The 15,218-nt window shown below is 49.7% G+C and carries 21 protein-coding genes; 17 read left to right on the top strand and 4 right to left on the bottom strand.

Features of this window, described 5'->3' with window-relative positions; all coding sequences use genetic code 11:
- Positions 1–191: 191 nt before the first annotated feature.
- Positions 192–614 (top strand): MarR family winged helix-turn-helix transcriptional regulator, encoded by a 423-nt coding sequence (locus CBE72_RS18785; RefSeq protein ID WP_025011184.1) that lies wholly within the window; start codon positions 192–194, stop codon positions 612–614.
- A 28-nt stretch (positions 615–642) separates the two neighbouring features.
- On the opposite strand, the gene CBE72_RS18790 is transcribed toward CBE72_RS18785, so the two are convergent.
- Positions 643–978, bottom strand: coding sequence for a hypothetical protein (locus CBE72_RS18790; RefSeq protein ID WP_100145701.1), 336 nt, complete (start codon positions 976–978; stop codon positions 643–645).
- A gap of 176 nt (positions 979–1,154) precedes the next feature.
- Positions 1,155–2,189, bottom strand: coding sequence for a Glu/Leu/Phe/Val dehydrogenase dimerization domain-containing protein (locus CBE72_RS18795; protein ID WP_100145702.1), 1,035 nt, complete (start codon positions 2,187–2,189; stop codon positions 1,155–1,157).
- 287 nt (positions 2,190–2,476) lie between these two features.
- Between CBE72_RS18795 and CBE72_RS18800 the strand changes: the two genes are divergently transcribed.
- Positions 2,477–2,911: a DUF4826 family protein gene (locus CBE72_RS18800; protein WP_100145703.1), complete on the top strand. Its 435-nt coding sequence runs from the start codon at positions 2,477–2,479 to the stop codon at positions 2,909–2,911.
- Positions 2,912–3,012: 101 nt separating this feature from the next.
- Here the strand turns inward: CBE72_RS18800 and CBE72_RS18805 are convergent, their stop codons facing one another.
- Both CBE72_RS18805 and CBE72_RS18810 read right to left on the bottom strand, forming a co-directional pair.
- A complete protein-coding gene (locus CBE72_RS18805) occupies positions 3,013–3,555 on the bottom strand; it encodes a hypothetical protein (RefSeq protein ID WP_157929113.1) in 543 nt (180 codons plus the stop codon).
- Between the two features lie 788 nt (positions 3,556–4,343).
- Positions 4,344–6,494: a TonB-dependent hemoglobin/transferrin/lactoferrin family receptor gene (locus CBE72_RS18810; protein ID WP_100145705.1), complete on the bottom strand. Its 2,151-nt coding sequence runs from the start codon at positions 6,492–6,494 to the stop codon at positions 4,344–4,346.
- Positions 6,495–7,209: 715 nt separating this feature from the next.
- On the opposite strand from CBE72_RS18810, the gene CBE72_RS18815 reads away from it, so the two are divergent.
- The 15 genes from CBE72_RS18815 (at position 7,210) to CBE72_RS18880 (ending at position 15,200) form a co-directional block, all read left to right on the top strand.
- Positions 7,210–7,491, top strand: a complete 282-nt coding sequence (locus CBE72_RS18815; protein WP_100145706.1) for a 7(1) septoil knot domain-containing protein — start codon at positions 7,210–7,212, stop codon at positions 7,489–7,491.
- A 154-nt stretch (positions 7,492–7,645) separates the two neighbouring features.
- Complete coding sequence (locus CBE72_RS18820) at positions 7,646–7,828, top strand: DUF6228 family protein (protein ID WP_100145707.1); 183 nt, start codon at positions 7,646–7,648, stop codon at positions 7,826–7,828.
- A gap of 25 nt (positions 7,829–7,853) precedes the next feature.
- Positions 7,854–8,528, top strand: a complete 675-nt coding sequence (locus CBE72_RS20495; protein ID WP_229671943.1) for an alpha/beta hydrolase — start codon at positions 7,854–7,856, stop codon at positions 8,526–8,528.
- Positions 8,529–8,573: 45 nt separating this feature from the next.
- Complete coding sequence (locus CBE72_RS20500) at positions 8,574–8,987, top strand: hypothetical protein (protein ID WP_229671945.1); 414 nt, start codon at positions 8,574–8,576, stop codon at positions 8,985–8,987.
- Between the two features lie 69 nt (positions 8,988–9,056).
- Positions 9,057–9,914 carry a hypothetical protein gene (locus CBE72_RS18830; RefSeq protein WP_100145708.1) on the top strand — a complete coding sequence of 286 codons (858 nt, stop codon included), beginning with the start codon at positions 9,057–9,059 and terminating at the stop codon, positions 9,912–9,914.
- A gap of 110 nt (positions 9,915–10,024) precedes the next feature.
- Complete coding sequence (locus tag CBE72_RS18835) at positions 10,025–10,693, top strand: Type 1 glutamine amidotransferase-like domain-containing protein (protein WP_100145709.1); 669 nt, start codon at positions 10,025–10,027, stop codon at positions 10,691–10,693.
- Between the two features lie 129 nt (positions 10,694–10,822).
- Positions 10,823–11,116 carry a hypothetical protein gene (locus tag CBE72_RS18840; RefSeq protein ID WP_025889069.1) on the top strand — a complete coding sequence of 98 codons (294 nt, stop codon included), beginning with the start codon at positions 10,823–10,825 and terminating at the stop codon, positions 11,114–11,116.
- A gap of 44 nt (positions 11,117–11,160) precedes the next feature.
- The gene (locus CBE72_RS18845; protein WP_100145710.1) at positions 11,161–11,466 is read left to right on the top strand and encodes a hypothetical protein; all 306 of its coding nucleotides are present in this window, start codon (positions 11,161–11,163) and stop codon (positions 11,464–11,466) included.
- Between the two features lie 44 nt (positions 11,467–11,510).
- Positions 11,511–11,900: a hypothetical protein gene (locus CBE72_RS18850; RefSeq protein WP_025010480.1), complete on the top strand. Its 390-nt coding sequence runs from the start codon at positions 11,511–11,513 to the stop codon at positions 11,898–11,900.
- A 260-nt stretch (positions 11,901–12,160) separates the two neighbouring features.
- A complete protein-coding gene (locus CBE72_RS18855) occupies positions 12,161–12,742 on the top strand; it encodes a GAD-like domain-containing protein (protein ID WP_100145711.1) in 582 nt (193 codons plus the stop codon).
- 138 nt (positions 12,743–12,880) lie between these two features.
- Positions 12,881–13,096 (top strand): hypothetical protein, encoded by a 216-nt coding sequence (locus CBE72_RS18860; RefSeq protein ID WP_100145712.1) that lies wholly within the window; start codon positions 12,881–12,883, stop codon positions 13,094–13,096.
- Positions 13,097–13,102: 6 nt separating this feature from the next.
- Positions 13,103–13,528, top strand: a complete 426-nt coding sequence (locus CBE72_RS20285; RefSeq protein WP_100145713.1) for a DUF6559 family protein — start codon at positions 13,103–13,105, stop codon at positions 13,526–13,528.
- A 192-nt stretch (positions 13,529–13,720) separates the two neighbouring features.
- Positions 13,721–14,344 (top strand): hypothetical protein, encoded by a 624-nt coding sequence (locus tag CBE72_RS18870; RefSeq protein ID WP_100145715.1) that lies wholly within the window; start codon positions 13,721–13,723, stop codon positions 14,342–14,344.
- A 9-nt stretch (positions 14,345–14,353) separates the two neighbouring features.
- Positions 14,354–14,695 (top strand): hypothetical protein, encoded by a 342-nt coding sequence (locus CBE72_RS18875; protein ID WP_100145717.1) that lies wholly within the window; start codon positions 14,354–14,356, stop codon positions 14,693–14,695.
- Between the two features lie 97 nt (positions 14,696–14,792).
- Positions 14,793–15,200, top strand: coding sequence for a PaaI family thioesterase (locus CBE72_RS18880; RefSeq protein WP_100145719.1), 408 nt, complete (start codon positions 14,793–14,795; stop codon positions 15,198–15,200).
- The last annotated feature ends 18 nt before the right edge of the window (positions 15,201–15,218 follow it).

The following is a 15,218-nucleotide window of genomic DNA, read 5'->3' on the forward strand; positions in this document are numbered from 1 at the left end:
TATTCCGCTTGAGATGTCATATGCCGCTTTCATGCTCCCTGTGTAGGTCAATCATTTTGCGCAGTGGTATAGTTAAACTCGGCAGCGGAAATGGCCCGGCGCCAATGAAACAGAATAAGCGATTTTGTTGCATAAAGCGCTTGCCCCTGCCGCTAGCGAACAGACAAGCCCTGAAGTACAGGAGGTGTTGCTTGAACCGCAAAGAGAGTCTCGGTTATCTGGTATCCCATTTGAACGTGGAACTGCAACATGAACTGGATAGCCGCCTGAAGCGTTATCAGCTGGATATTAAACTCTGGCCTGTGTTGTTTGCGCTCTGGCAAGAGGAAGGGATAAGCCAAACCGAGTTGTCACGTCGCTGTGATGTGGCCAACTACACCATGACACGCCTGCTGGATCAACTGCAGGTACAAGGCTTAATCTATCGCCATCAGGAAGAAGACAACCGACGTGCGTTTCAAATTTTCCTGACCGATCAGGCCAAGGCGATGGAGCAGGATTTGATTCGCGAGGCCGAGCGGGTCAACGAGAAGTTTATGGCGGCCTTGGATGAGCCGGAAAGAGGGCAGCTGCTCATGCTGCTCAACAAGATCAATCATACCGACAAGCGTTAACCCTATGGTTGAATGTGTGCTCGGTAAATCAAAGATAAACTAAGAGCGCGCACACCAATCCCCCCAGTAGCAACCAGTGTTGCAGATGTGAGCTGCTTGACTGCTGTTTCCCCTGTTTGAGGCTCGCCAGCAGGCGGTTACACTTGTAGATGCGACAGATAGTCAGCTCTGTGGTGGGGTCAACCAGGAGTTGCATCCGGCAACGTACACCGTTACGCAACTTGAAGCTGTGCTCGCTCTGCAGCCCCAGGTTGAATTTGCTGGATACCACTTTACCGTCGACAAACAAACGCTCAAATCCATTCCAGTTGCTGGCCTGTAATTCAACCTTTTGCTGTTCCACTTCATAGCCGAATCTGAGCATCACTAACTCCCTGACATGCGAGATGACGAATGCTAAGTCAAGCAGAGGTAGATGACGCTTGCCAGTCCGTAAAAATGAATTTTCTGTTTCCGGCGCTTATCTCTTTGCCGACAGGAGGAAAATTTTTTCAGTAATAAAAAAGGGCCCGAAGGCCCATTTATGGAATATGGTTGAGCCTAGGCTTGGGTACCATTGATGATGGCACGGGCCATCTCATCGGCTACTTCGGCCGTGGTACGGTTCTGCTCATCGGCCTGTTTGAAGATGGTCAACAGGGTGTTGTAGATCTCTTCAACCTTGGCGGTAGACTTGGCGGCATCATAGTCCTTTTCGAAAGACACGTTGATGATACCACCGGCGTTGATCACATAGTCTGGAGCGTAGAGGATGCCCATCTGCTTGAGCTGCTCGCCGTGGCGAGGCTCAGCCAGCTGGTTATTGGCACAGCCTGCGACTATGTTCGCTTTCAGCTGTGGCAGTGTGGTGTCGTTAAGTGTCGCACCCAGGGCGCAAGGGGCATAGACATCCACGTCCAGAGCATAGATGTCTTGAGGAGCAACCACCACGGCGCCAAAGTCGGTGGCGACCTTGTCCAGTGATGCTTGATGGATATCGGTTACAAACAGCTCGGCCCCTTCGGCATGCAGGTGCTTGCACAGATAATAGCCCACATGGCCTACGCCCTGAACGGCTATCTTGAGGCCCTTGAGGCTATCTTTGTCCAGTTTGTGTTTAACGGCAGCCTTGATACCTAAGTAAGTTCCCATGGCGGTAAAAGGAGAGGGATCGCCGCTCATACCTTCCAGGCCAAGCACATAAGGGGTTTCATCATGGGCAATCATGATGTCGGCAGGGGTGGTGCCCACATCTTCGGCCGAGTAGTAGCGGCCGCCGAGGCTGTGAACAAAACGGCCAAAGGCGCGGAACAGCTGCTCACGATTTTCTGTCTTGGGATCGGCAATGATCACTGACTTACCGCCACCCATGGCCAGACCGGCCAGGGCATTCTTGTAAGTCATACCGCGGGAGAGGCGCAACACATCAGTGAGGGCTTCATCATCTGATTGATAGTTCCACATACGGCAACCCCCAACGGCTGGACCCAGGTTGGTATTGTGGATGGCGATGATGGCACGCAGGCCACTTTCCTTGTCATGACAGAATACTACCTGTTCATGTTCGTCGAATGATACATGATTAAATACAGCCACGTCTGTTCTCCGCTGTGCATATTGGGGCGGCGCTTAGCGGCCGCCTACCGCTTGTTATATTTATTGCAGAACCATAGCATTTAGCGATACTCTCAACAAAGCTGATGAGCAGAATAATTGTGATCTATCTGGCAATTTTGCTTTCCACTTTACGTTAACGTAAAGCTGGTTTAGTTCTCGGTCTGAAGCCTTGTTACCGTGTTGCGACTCAAGGCGGCTCGGGGGCTAAATCGAATCGACACAGAATAAAAAGCACAATAAAAACAAACAAGAAGAAAGGAAAGTTTATGACTGAACAGACAAGTACACCGCCCAGCGCCGAACAGCAGGAAGCCTTGCGTCAGGCTTGGGTGCGTGAACAGTTCCAGAAAGCCAATAAATTTCTTGCAGAGAAAGGGGTGATCCCCAGCAAAGTAGTACCGGCAGAAAGCCGCTATCTGGCGCCTTATGTCGCCATGTGGAAAATCGAATCCAAACAGCCCAGCCATAAGACTTATTGGGTAATGTCCGGTGACTTGCCTTCCGACTATGTTGATGTCAGCGTAGCGGCCACTGCTCGCGAAGCCTTGCGTCACTTTTCGCTGACCTGGCAGCTTAAGGCCGAGAACCTGGTGCAGTCGGGGGCGACCAAAGATCCTACCCAGGCCAAGTTTGCCCAGTTGCTGGTCTCCAGAGCCGAGAGCCTCTACAAAATTCAGCAGGATGATCAACTCTGGGGTTGAGTCTCCGTAATTGTTGAACAGTAAAAAATTAACACGAGAATGCCGTTCACTGATAGTGAACGGCATTCTTTTTTAGCGCGTATGCCATGGGGCAAGGGCGCTCAGTGACAACGAACAGCCGCGGTGTCTAGCATGATGCCGCCAAACCTTAGGGCTAAAAATAACCAGATCAAGCTGGAGCCAATACCCCATAAGCCGATATGGGATAGAGCCGACCGACTATGAGGTTTTGCCCATTTCCAGGCCAGTAATAGACTCCAACCAACGCCCAGCCATAACAGTATGGAAAACCAAGGCATGATGTCACTATCGCGCGCCAATCCAGTGAATTGCCATTGGCTGCCCCCAAGTTGTGCCAGACCATTCACCAGATTACTGATACCGCGGCTCATAAACATCATTAATCCATGTGATAACAACAGACATAACAGCAGAGGGATATTGATCGATAGCATGTCTGGCAACCAATTCTGCTTGCGGTCTTTGATAAAGATTGAGGCCGCGACAGCAGAGCTCCAGACGATAGTGGCGGTTATTAATAGTGCAAACAGAGTCAATAATAGCCCGGATACGTTGAGCCAAGGGAGCGTTATTGAGGGGCTTAAGTATTCGGCTAACGTGTTCCAGGGCAGTAGCTCCCTCATGCTACTCCTATCCCATCTGTGCTGCAGTTGCGTTTGGATTGTGACCATGGCAATTAATGCTATATAGGCCCAAGCATAGATCATCGGGCGGGGGACCTGAGGTCGGTGCGTTGAATACCCCAGGCTTAATGAGGAACATTGAGAAAAGCATGCCAGGCAGAGATTACAACTTTGATGTTGGCGGCTGTCGTTTAACAGTGGCAATGAGATACGTTGCGGGCAGAGGCGACTGCACTCGACTGAACGGCAGTTTTGGCAATCTTGACTCAATTTTACGGTAAGAGAGCTTGTGTTGGAGCATCCTTGGGCTATTACAGCAAAAGGGCACAGGCTGCGACAGAAGGGGGCGTCGCGGTAATATATCGACATTAACAACATCAGTAGCAAAAAAGTGCTGAAAAATATCAAGGTGGCGGTCAAAGGGAGTTTCCCATAGCCTCCTGAAACTGCGGCATTGACCAACCAATAACTGCCGAGCAGCGTGGCTAAACTCCAGCCCATATGGTTCAATCTTTGAGGTAGGCGACGGCCAAGACCAAACCTACTTATGCTTCGCCCCAGGACGCCCAAAGGGCAGAAGGCGCAAAACAGTGGGCCGGATAGTAATAACAAGGTCACGGTAAGTACCGGCCAGAATAACCCCCAGAACAGGCTACGAACCCAGAGTTCACTCTTATCCGGAAGCCACCATCCTGCCAAAAGGGTCACTAGAAATACCGTGACCCCAGACCATTGAATGAGCTTCAACAAGCCACGTCCATTAAACATAGAGGGCATCTTTTTTATCCTCAAAAGCGATAGTGCAGGGTGGCATTGATATGGCGTCCAGGTTGGGTGAGGCGATCCGGGTTCATTTGTGGATCGGCTTGTAACCCGGCCAAATTGCCATAAAGCCAATATCGCTCATCGGTTAAGTTCATGATGCCTACTTGCAATTTGAGTTCGTCAGTGACCTGCCAGTAAGCCAGCAAATCCATGTACAGGTATTCAGGCGCGGTCAAATTGTTAAGCTCTGTCCAGTCGTCTCCTTGTTTGGCGGCACTGTATTTGATAAACCAGCTGGCCCCCCAGTGTCCATCAGGGTGGTCATAACTCAGATCCAAAGTGCTGTTGAAAGGGGCTATAGTGTCCAGAGCCCTTTGAGTAAGACGATTTTTACCTTCTGACCAGGCGGCAGACATTCTTAATGACGCCCCATCTAACCAATCAGACAGTTGCCAATGGGCCTTGAGCTCGGCGCCACGGATCCAAGCTTCGCCGACATTCTGGTATTGCATTACATTTGGCCAGACAGTGTCATCAACAACGCTGTCAATAAAATCTCGGTAGTCGTTGTAGTAAAGCGCGGCCTCTAATTGAGTATTTTTACTGTTCCAGCGAATGCCCCACTCATAGTTGGTACTACGCTCGGCTTCGAGCGATTCGTTGGGAAGAATGGTGACATGGGGTAAGTCGAGACGATAGTAAAGATCGTATAAAGAAGGGGCCCGGTAACCGCTGGTAACCGTAATGTAGCTGCCAAGCTCGTCGGTTAAACGATATAGCAAGCCGGTATTGAATGTCAGTACATTACTTTCATGACGAGCCAAATCCCCGTCGGGATCGGTACGATAATCGTCATATCTCAATCCTAAATCCCATTGCAGTGGGAAAGCATTTGCTGTTAGTTGTTGTTTAATAAAAAGTCCGCTACGCAGGGCTTTGGCTGCAGGCATGGTCGTATTGGTGTCGGTCACCACCCCGGTTTCTGAGTCGAGATCTTGATAAAATGAGTCAAACTCACTGTGTACTACCGATACACCATAGATCCAATATTGTTCAGCACTATTTAAGGACACTTGCTTGTCAAACTGACCATGTAGTTGCAGATGTTTGTCTTCACGGTTGCGGATTAATACACAGCCGGCAAGGCAGTCGGTATTTTTTGTACGGTAATTGTCATTGTCGGTATCGGCTTGTTGCCAACTGAGATGCCATTGCCAGGAATCAAATAAATGCTTGTTGGCATCCCATTGGTGCGCCATGGTTAGGCGCCAGCGCGATTGTTCGCTTTCGAGCCGGTTATTGAAGTAAAGAGTATCGGGTTGATTGCCTCGCCCGGCAACCGTATAGCCTTCCATTGACCATAAATCGCTATCGCCATCGCGCAAGTATAGTTCTGCCGTGAGCGCCAAGGTTTGGGAACCTGTCAGTTGCGATACCCCCTTTAGCAATAAATTGTGACTCCGATAATTGGCCGGATCGGCCAGCCCTCTCATGACGCCAATGATATCGGCACCCTCTCCGTGAGCTTGTGTTTCGGCTTCATCTCGGAATGTATAAATTGCCAATCCTTGCCAGTTACCATTGTCTACTGCGGCTTCGAGGGTGTTTTTAACCCCCTGATTAGCACCGGTATAGCCCAGAGACAGATTCAGCGCCCGGGCTTCTCCTTGAAGTACATCATCAGGTGTTTTGGTGCGTAATAGTACGGCCCCACCTATCGCATCACTGCCATAGAGGCTGGAAGCCGCATTTTTATTGATTTCAATGGCGGTGAGAGTATCGAGTTCAAAACCCGCAGAATATTGGTTGATCACATCTGTATGAGGGGAGCCGCTGCCAGCTTTAAAAAATACCGGTTGTTCTATGCCATCAATCAGTAGTTTTACCCTGTCTTCGTTCATGCCTCGAATGTTGAAGCTGCTTAAGCCGAACTTCCCGGTGCCGGCTATTTCGACCCCAGGTTCCGCTTTGACTGCATCTTGGACATTGTTGGCCATATTACGAGCCATCTCCTGGGAAGAAATAGCCGTGACACTGCCGCTGACATTTGAGATGGCGGCGGCACTTCGATTCCCCACGACCACCATGACTTCATCCACCGTTTGGGCGTGTAGCAGGTAACTTGGCAAGAGTGCCAATGTGATTGTTGATATGGAAAAAGTCAGAGGTTTCACAAGGTTATCCTACATAGATTCACAATGAGTGCATGATAGGAATAGACATAGATAAAAATGGATGCGACCAATTGTCGCATGCTCAATAATGCTTTGTTTATTATGAGTATTTCACTTTGAGTAACTCTTCGGAGTGTGACGGGAATGGCAAAATGCTTTCTGTTTGCTTGGTGTAAACGGATAATGTTGTGTTCCAGAAGTCGCCATTGACTATCGGCTCAAGGGACTAAGCAAGATCTTATCAGCTTGGGTATCAAGTGATTGATTGGAAAAGAGATGAAAATCAAACTAACGGTTTTAACGCTATTTAAAATCGGTATTTTTTATTAAGATTGCCCACTCGTACACTTGCCTCGAGTCAATCTGTTGTCAAATCGACCGGCTTAATGATTAACAGGACGTCTGAAACATTTCAGAGCCGCATTCATCAGGCTTCGACTGTCATATTGATTTCTTTGAGTCGAGACGTTGCCTATCAAAAGTCAGTGACATAACTGAATTTGTCAGAGCGAGTCTTTGAGACTTTTATGTTTTATTGCTTGAGGGCGTTAAGCACTTTGGATTTTGAAATATGAGGCGGCGCCCCAGATGGAACAATCGCCAAAGTCTATAAGGCACTAACCGTGAGAATATCGACAATACAAGTTGGCTTTAAGCTAATTTTGGTGGTAACCATATGAATTTAAAGGGATTTAATTGGTAATAAGGAGGTTCTATGGCACTTGTCTATGAGGTTCAGGCTCGGGGTGCGGCCAAAGTGCTGGTACATGAAGTCAGCTCCCGAGCGGCCGCCGATCTATTGGTTTATCGAGTCGACAGCCGCGGCGCTACGCACAATCAGGATAGCCTCTGGTGTCAGGTGACGAGCCGCTCAATGGCTACGTCACTCATTCATTGGGTCAGCCATCGTGGCGCAGCTGATCTGCTGGTGTATTTTGTCAGCAGCCGCGGAGCCAGCGGTTGGCAAACCCAGCACCCGCTCAAAGGTCGTTTGTAACCCGAGGGCTTGTAAATCCAGGTAAAGAGGACGCCGGGAAGGTGAAAGAATGGATATTGAAAAACAGCTTTGGCTGCTCTGTGCGTTTTCATAAACCCGAGCTGGACACCAGTGGTTGGCTTAACACTATTGCGTGACTATCTCGGGAGAAGGCATGCAGGCAAGTGTGAGGGTGGATAATCTTCCCTACGGACGGAACCCGGCGGATTTCTTTGAGGAGCTTGCCCGGCAGTGGCAGGGTTGGCAAGGCGAGCAAAGCTGGGCAGTTGCAGGCATTGGCTATGAACGGCAAAGATTTCTTTTATCCCGCGCCAGCCGGCCTTTGAATGCCCTTTAAAGACGTTTTACTGACAAGGATTTCCATGAGATTCGTATTTTTGCTTTGTGCCTTGCTGTCGCTGACTGCATTGGCCGAAGAGCAGCGTTTTACACTTGCGGCCGGGCTTATCGATGAAGCCGTGACAGTTCAGGTTGCTTTGCCCGAGAGTTATCGACATTCAGACAGTTTTCATTACCCCTTGTTGTTGGTACTTGATGGTTCGACTCAGTTTCATCATGTGGCATCCAGCGTTGGCTTTCTGAGCACATACGCCATAGTGCCGGAAATGATAGTGGTGGGCATAAGCACCCGCGACAGACTCAAGTACTTTACTCTCACAGAGCCGGAAGATTTCGCCGCAAGGGCGGGAAAGGCTGATGTTTATAACCGTTTTATCGCAGAGGAACTGCTGCCTGCATGGAGTGAACGTTACCGTCTGGCGCCTTACCGGACGATATTTGGCCACTCTTTGGCCGGGCTTTACAGCAGTTATCAGGCGCTCGGTCCGGCATCTTCCTTCAATGCCGCGATAGCCATTAGTCCCAGCCTGTGGTGGGACGATGGTGCCTTGATTACAGATTACGACAAATACCAGACTCGCAAGCGTAAAACGCCCATGCGCTGGTTTCTCAGTATGGCGAGTGAGCCAGGCGAGATGGTGCAGGCTTTTGACGCCATGCTGCAAAAACTGGACACCAAGAAGCCGTCAAAGCTATAGGTTTTCAATGCCCGTTTTGCCCGAGAAACCCACGACAGCACTTCCTTGATTAGCAATGTCGAGGGGCTTAAAGCCATCTTCAGTGGCTGGAACGCGGTACCACAAGTCGATGTGATGTCGCTGCAACAACTGCTGGCGTTCTACAGGGGAAAAACTGCCGAGTATGGCTATACCTTTCCGTTGTCGGCACATCAATTCAATGTATACGGCCTAAAGGCCGCCTATGAGGGCCAAACTGCCTGGGGCGTTGCCATATTGGAGCAAGGAGTAGAGAGATTCGCTCGCTCGGAAATCCTTTGGGACAGCCTGGCAACGGCCTATACGCTTAACCAACAGCTCGATAAGGCAATGGCGGCTTCTATCAAGGCGCTGCAATTGGCCAGGCTGCATGGTTCGGTTTTTCTCGAAGAGATTATGGCTCAGAACCGGGCGCTTGAGCAAAAACTGAGTCAGCCCTAACTCAGGTCTTTTACCTACCAAGCCCGGGATTTCCCGGAGAAGATTTACACCTGTTATGAGAGGAATGCCGTGTTTCGTGGATTAAATGAGATAAAACAACATATTGAAGAAGGCAATCTGGACTATTTGCGCCAGCATATGCCGAAAGCCTGGTCCCAATATATGTTCAGGATAGAGAAAGACCCGGCCTCGCTTGAGATCATCTCTTATCTCAGAGCGAACGCCGTTATCAAGGACTATCAAATCTATTATCTTATGTATTGTCGTGTGGCGTATTATTCCGAGCCGAAACAGTTTACGCCGCTATTTGACATCATCAAAGTCAACGGCTCGGATGGCAGCTTGGTCGAAGACGACCCTGAACATCTTTACCGGCTGTGTCACGATGTTTATCTCGGTTTTATTAGCGCGTTTATTTCAGTGGGTGGCCGCTTGGACCATAACCGGTTGTTGGCATTGGTCTTCGCAGGAGAGTCTGACGCTTACGCCATTTTTAATTTTCTACTGCCCAGATACGCCTTCTCCCATAAGGCACTGGCTACGGCGGCGGCCTGTTTGTTTTACAATGAATACCATTTGGATGAAGCCGGTGAACAGGCTTTGGCTGCCTTGCTAAGTCGAGGCATAGCGTTGGATTACTGCTTTGATGATGACAGTGAATTCGGCGAATACGCTTGCTTGGCGGCATTGATCTTCGGTCACAACCCAAAAAAGTTTAACCAGCTGTATGCCGATGGTGTCGAGCAGGCGCTTGTCGACAGTTTCGATTGGTCGTTCTTGCTTACCGAGCATGAACTGACTCTTGAGCATATTGAAGCCCTCAAGCTGTTGTCCCGCAGCGCTGCGTTACCCATAGATGAGATTGGCGAGTGCCTGTTAGAAAGAGAAGATGAAGCACTGCTGGCTGCTTTTGACTCCCTGCGCTGATGTCTTAGGCTGAAGAACTCTATTAATCACGGCGCGAATGGCCGTTGAGGCTGTGAGCGGGAAACTCTGGGTGTTGTAAGAAACTGCCGACTTTCAAGGAGTGAAAAAAGATGAATCTACTGCTGCTCAGTAATCACCAAAGCGCAACCGGCCATAAGGCGCTAGCGTTTGCTATTGAGGCTCTGGGGCTTAAAGGGCAAGCGGGTGGTTACATAGGTTCAGAGCCTGATCCCGAGGGGGATTTCTACCTGCCAACACAGGCGTTTTATCAAGGCCTTGGCATAGGTCTCAACACCTACCTGGATTTTGAACAGGGCTTTAACGACACTGTGATGCAGAGGTTACTGGATAAGCCTTTAGTGCATCTCTCTGGCGGGGATACTTACCGTTTTTTACATGGATTGTATAGCCGCAATCAACAGCAGAAACTCAAGAGTTATGCTGCATCAGGACATCTCTTGGTTGGTGTCAGTGCCGGCGCCATGCTGCTGACCGCCAACATAGAAACCGCGGCGCTTTGTGGTGACAGCAATACAGTGGGCCTTGAAAACCTGAAGGCGCTGGGCTTGGCCGACCTTTTATTTGTGCCCCATGTGGTTCATTCGCAGAGCCGAGACCAATCCCATGGCCTCAGCCAAAAACGGCGTGCAAAGCAATTGGCAGAGCGGCATGGTTTGCCCGTTTATCTCTGCTCGGATGAAGACGCTCTGGCCATTATTGATGGCCGACTTCACAGTTTTGGTGCGCCGGAGCTCATCCTGCCAGAGGCTATCGCCTGAGCCCTGCAGTGCAGCAGTGCCCGTTCATCGGGATGACAAACCTCATCTATTGAGGTAGTTTGAACATTACTGATGGCTTATGCCAACAAGGCCTTAAGGAAGCAAGGCATCACCCAAGAGGAAGCAAGGATGGCAGCAGAACTGATCAAATCGTCAATGACTACAGTGCAGAATGGAGTGGCCAAAGCCGATGGCAAAATCTCCTTGACCGGCAATGAACTCAAGTTTGTGCCTTTCAATCAGCAACTGGGGCTGGGGCCCTACACACTCAAGCGTGATGATATCTGCGCGGTAGAAAAGTGTCTGGCTACTGGCGGCGGTATTTTCCCTATATCGGCAGATGCGCTGCGGGTCATTCTCAATGATGGCAAACGCTATGAGTTTATTCTGGCAGATACCTCAGAGTGGCTTACGCTGCTGTAATTTTGTGCCTCTTTCGGTAAAAGCGGCATAGTCGGGAGCTGGGTATGAAAGTATTGGCAATGTCTCAAGCGCAATGGTATCTGTTGGAGCATGAAGGACAACTATATCTGGATGTGCTTTGCCGACATAATAACCGCTTTATGATCCAGCTCAATGAACGGGAAGTGGCAGAGTATCGCCGTTCCGGCAATCTATTTCTCGGGCAACTGGCCCGTGATATTCAATATGCGGTACCTATTCGCAAGGGGACTCGTTGTGGTTTCCAGGGGCGGGATCAGCGTCGTCAACTGGGGGAATTGGCCACCACAGCCGAATGTGAGTGGCTGGCGGCCAAAGAAGCTGAGCAGTGACCAACTGAGAAACAGCCTCAAAAAAGAATTTTATAAGGAAAGCCGTGCAAGCAGTATTTAAGCAAACCGAGGGCGATTACCTCGAAGCCGTTATTGAAGTGGCGGGGCAGCCGCTTACTGTGATGGATGAATTCGGTGGTGACAGCCTGACTTATGGTGAGATCATTGATATTGAGCTGAGCGTCGGTATCGCCTGTGAACAGGAGGATCAAAACACCATGTTGGCCGGCAACCCGGAGGGGTTAAGGCAGCTGCAGCATATTCAGGGATGGAGCTACCGCGCATTTGGCACCATAACCGATATTACCCAAGGTGCTGTCATAGATGTCGGCCTATGTCGGCTGGAGGCACCTTTCGATAGCAATATTAGCGGCGAAAGCATCGCCTTCACCATTTTACGGCTCGATGCCAGGGCTGTACCAAGCTCAGACTGATACCTTAAAGCTTGTCGCCGAGAGTTTTGCGATCGAATAGATATTGCGGACAAATATCGATACTGTCTCAGCGATTTTTGGGCTTTGTGTATAGCCGGTGCGTCTCTCGGGATTGCAATCATGCTATCAAAGGCCGCATAATCGGCAACGGACTTATCCTCGCCACATGTCTAAGTGCCTGCTAAGGCTTTCAAATCAAGGTCACGGAAAACCCAAGGTTTTGTGACAGTTATTCTGATAGGAAAAGGAATTTTACCTCAATGCTTCTGCAATCTTTTATCGACCATCTGCCACCCGGCGCAGATATCAAATCAGTATCGGCGCCAACTCTTGCCAAATATCAGGACCATTTGCCCGAGTGCTTATTGGAACTGTGGCAACAACATGGCTTTGGCCACTATGGTGATGGTTTAATCCAACTTATTGATCCGGATGAATACCTGGACAATCTCTGGGGCTGGCTGATGTTGGATGAAGACATGAGTCGCATCCCGTTCGCTATTAGCTGTTTTGGCGACATTTTTTATTATCGGCTCCTGAGCGATGAAGGGGATGAAGATATCGCCTTTATCGATCCCCACACTTCACAGACAGATGTGCTCACCTGGAGCATGGAAGATTTCTTCAACGACTGGTGTTGTGACGATGAAGTGCAAACCAGCTTCTTCAGGAAGAAGGAACTTCAGCAAGTCAGTGACCAGCAAGGCAAGCTGCAGCCAAACCAGATCTATTTTTACACCCCGGCACTGCGTCTCGGGGGCGAGCCTGCCATTGATAAGACTCAAAGAGGCGATGCCAGAGTTCAGCTGGACTTCTTGCTGCAATTGGCACTTGAAGCCTAACTGCGAGAACAGGAGCAGAAATTGAATCGGGCAGCAGTCATAGTCTTCTGGCTAGCCTGCTTGTACACGCTTGGCAAGCTGGTTTTGTCGGCGACAAGACAGACCGCCATGAACGTATGCTGGTAGGCCGCCGGGCTTATGTTTATTTACGGTTTGCTGCGGATTCTGGGACAAGGCTCAGGCGGCGCCGAAACCGTCATGACAGGTTTGGGTGTGGCGCTGCTGCTGTTTTATAGCCTGATCATTAACTTATTTGCCGCGCCATATCTGTTCTTTGATGCCGCTCGGCAAGTGGGTTCCAATCAGGCTTTGAGCACAAAGCGGCATATTGGAGAAGCGAGCCAAGGAGAGTGAGTTCTTATGTTTGCCCATCTATTTCGAAAACGAAAGATAAAGCAATATGCCCGTAGGCTATCCAGGGATTTGCTAAAGCATTACGGCAAGAAGAGATATTACTCCAGAAATCAGCTGGAAAGGGCCTTAATCAGACAAAAGTTCAGGCGTCCGGCCAAAGCCTGTGATAGCAATGGCGGGATTTCGACCAATGAATATTATGCCTATGCCATGTATTGCTCACCGGCCGAGTTTTCCCGCATTTCGATGCAAACCTCCATCGCTCAAGGTCCCAGTGAGCCGGACTATGGGCAACTGAGAAGGGAAGCCGCAGAAGTTATCTTTGGCCGACCACAGGATTTTACTGTCGCGAGCCTGCATGATGCCTGCACAGGCCATAGTGCAGCGCATGCTGCTGGGGCTGATTTGGATTGTGACTCAACCGGAGATTAATTAAAACCATGGTTTTAAGTCTTTTGGGGGCTTGTCGCAGTCGCCTTTTTCGCATGACGATAGGGTGTGTTATCGGGCTTAATTGAAACAAGGTTTTCAGGAGTGCCCAATCAAACCAATTTTTCAAGGATGAGGCGTCCTAAGTTCAAGCGCATGCGCTCCAGGACGAATAATTAAAAAGGAGATTGACTGATGCATATGGCTTTAAAGGTTTTGTTTGTTAGTGGTGGGGTGCTGAGTTTTTTTATTGGCTTGCTATTCCTTGGTGGCGCCAGCCTGTTTCACAGTATTTTTGCGGCCAATGGCTTGGCTGTGGACGCGAGTCTTTTTGTTGTCATCGCCTTGGCCTGTTTTGCCTATGGTGGCTTGGGGTTTTGGGGAGGCTTCGGTGAGAATAAGCTCGCAGGTGGTACCTTTTGTGCGATTGGTTTGGTGATGTGGCCTGCCGGAACTATTTACAGTGTTATCTGTTTGCTTGTTTGGTTATTCCTGAATAACAATCAGGAAACGCCTGTAGTTGCTGAGGAAGAGGAGGCCAATCAAGAAGTAAAGCAGGCTGTTGGGGCCGCCAATGGGGAACTAGAGTCCCTTTCACAAGATGGCTCGTTGGTTGTCCAAAGGGAAGTGGACTTAGATACCAACGCTGAGCCTGAGGCTAGCCCGGTTAATCATGAATTGCTATCCCACCTGAAAAATCAATCTGGTTTTGACTTTTCTAACATTGTTAAGCTTTGCGAAGTTTGTCATGCCGCAGATACCAAGCAACTGTTAGCCAATCATTATGTTTGTGGTGATTGCAGACAAAGATACCTGTAAACCGAAACTATGGCAGAACTATTGGTCAAATTGGTGCTGGCGGTTGTTCTGCTGACAGGTGTTTTGGGCTGGTTTGCCTTGATGTTTGCATCGCTTCCCGGCGCCGAGATGCGTCGCAGTTTGTCTATGCGTCTGGTGCGAGGATTGTTCTACAGCTATCCCCTTTGGGTGTTGGTGCCGGTATATCAGCTTAAATACAACTCGGTAGCAAGCTCTGTGGATTTGCTTTGGGGGATAGTCCCAATGCTGCCTTTGCTGTTAGTTTGGTTGATATTTACCCTTCAGGGGAGGGAGCTTAAACGGCGGCAACAATTAAAAGCGGTATCAAAGCCCACAACCAAACAGGAGTAGAAGGGCAAACATGGCTAAACCAGAGGCTGTTAATGCTCAAGTGATACCCATGGCCCATTGATACCGCAAGATTGACCAAATAATCAAGGAGGTTTAGATGGTGACTATCGCCGAGCTGCAAGCTTTTATCGAACGCGAGCTGCCACAGAGCGGCATTGTGATTGAACATCTGGGAGATAAGTCGGCCAGAGTGCGTAAGCCGATAACTCAGGCGCACCTGCGCCCCGGAGGTACAGTCTCAGGGCCGACCATGATGGAGCTGGCCGATATTGCCATCTATGTCGCCTTGTTGGCGGAAATAGGCATAGTGCCTCTGGCGGTAACCACCAACCTGAATATCAACTTCCTGCGTAAACCCAGCGCCGAGTGTGACATAGTTGCCGATTGTAGGCTGCTGAAATTGGGTAAATCACTGGCGATTGCCGAGGTGTCTGTGTTTTCAAACGGACACAGCGACCTGGTGGCCCATGCCGTGGGCACTTATTCCATTCCGCCTGTGAGCTAGCCTCTAACCCCATTCAAA

Origin of the sequence: Shewanella carassii, assembly GCF_002777975.1 — a bacterium.
GTDB lineage: Bacteria > Pseudomonadota > Gammaproteobacteria > Enterobacterales > Shewanellaceae > Shewanella > Shewanella carassii.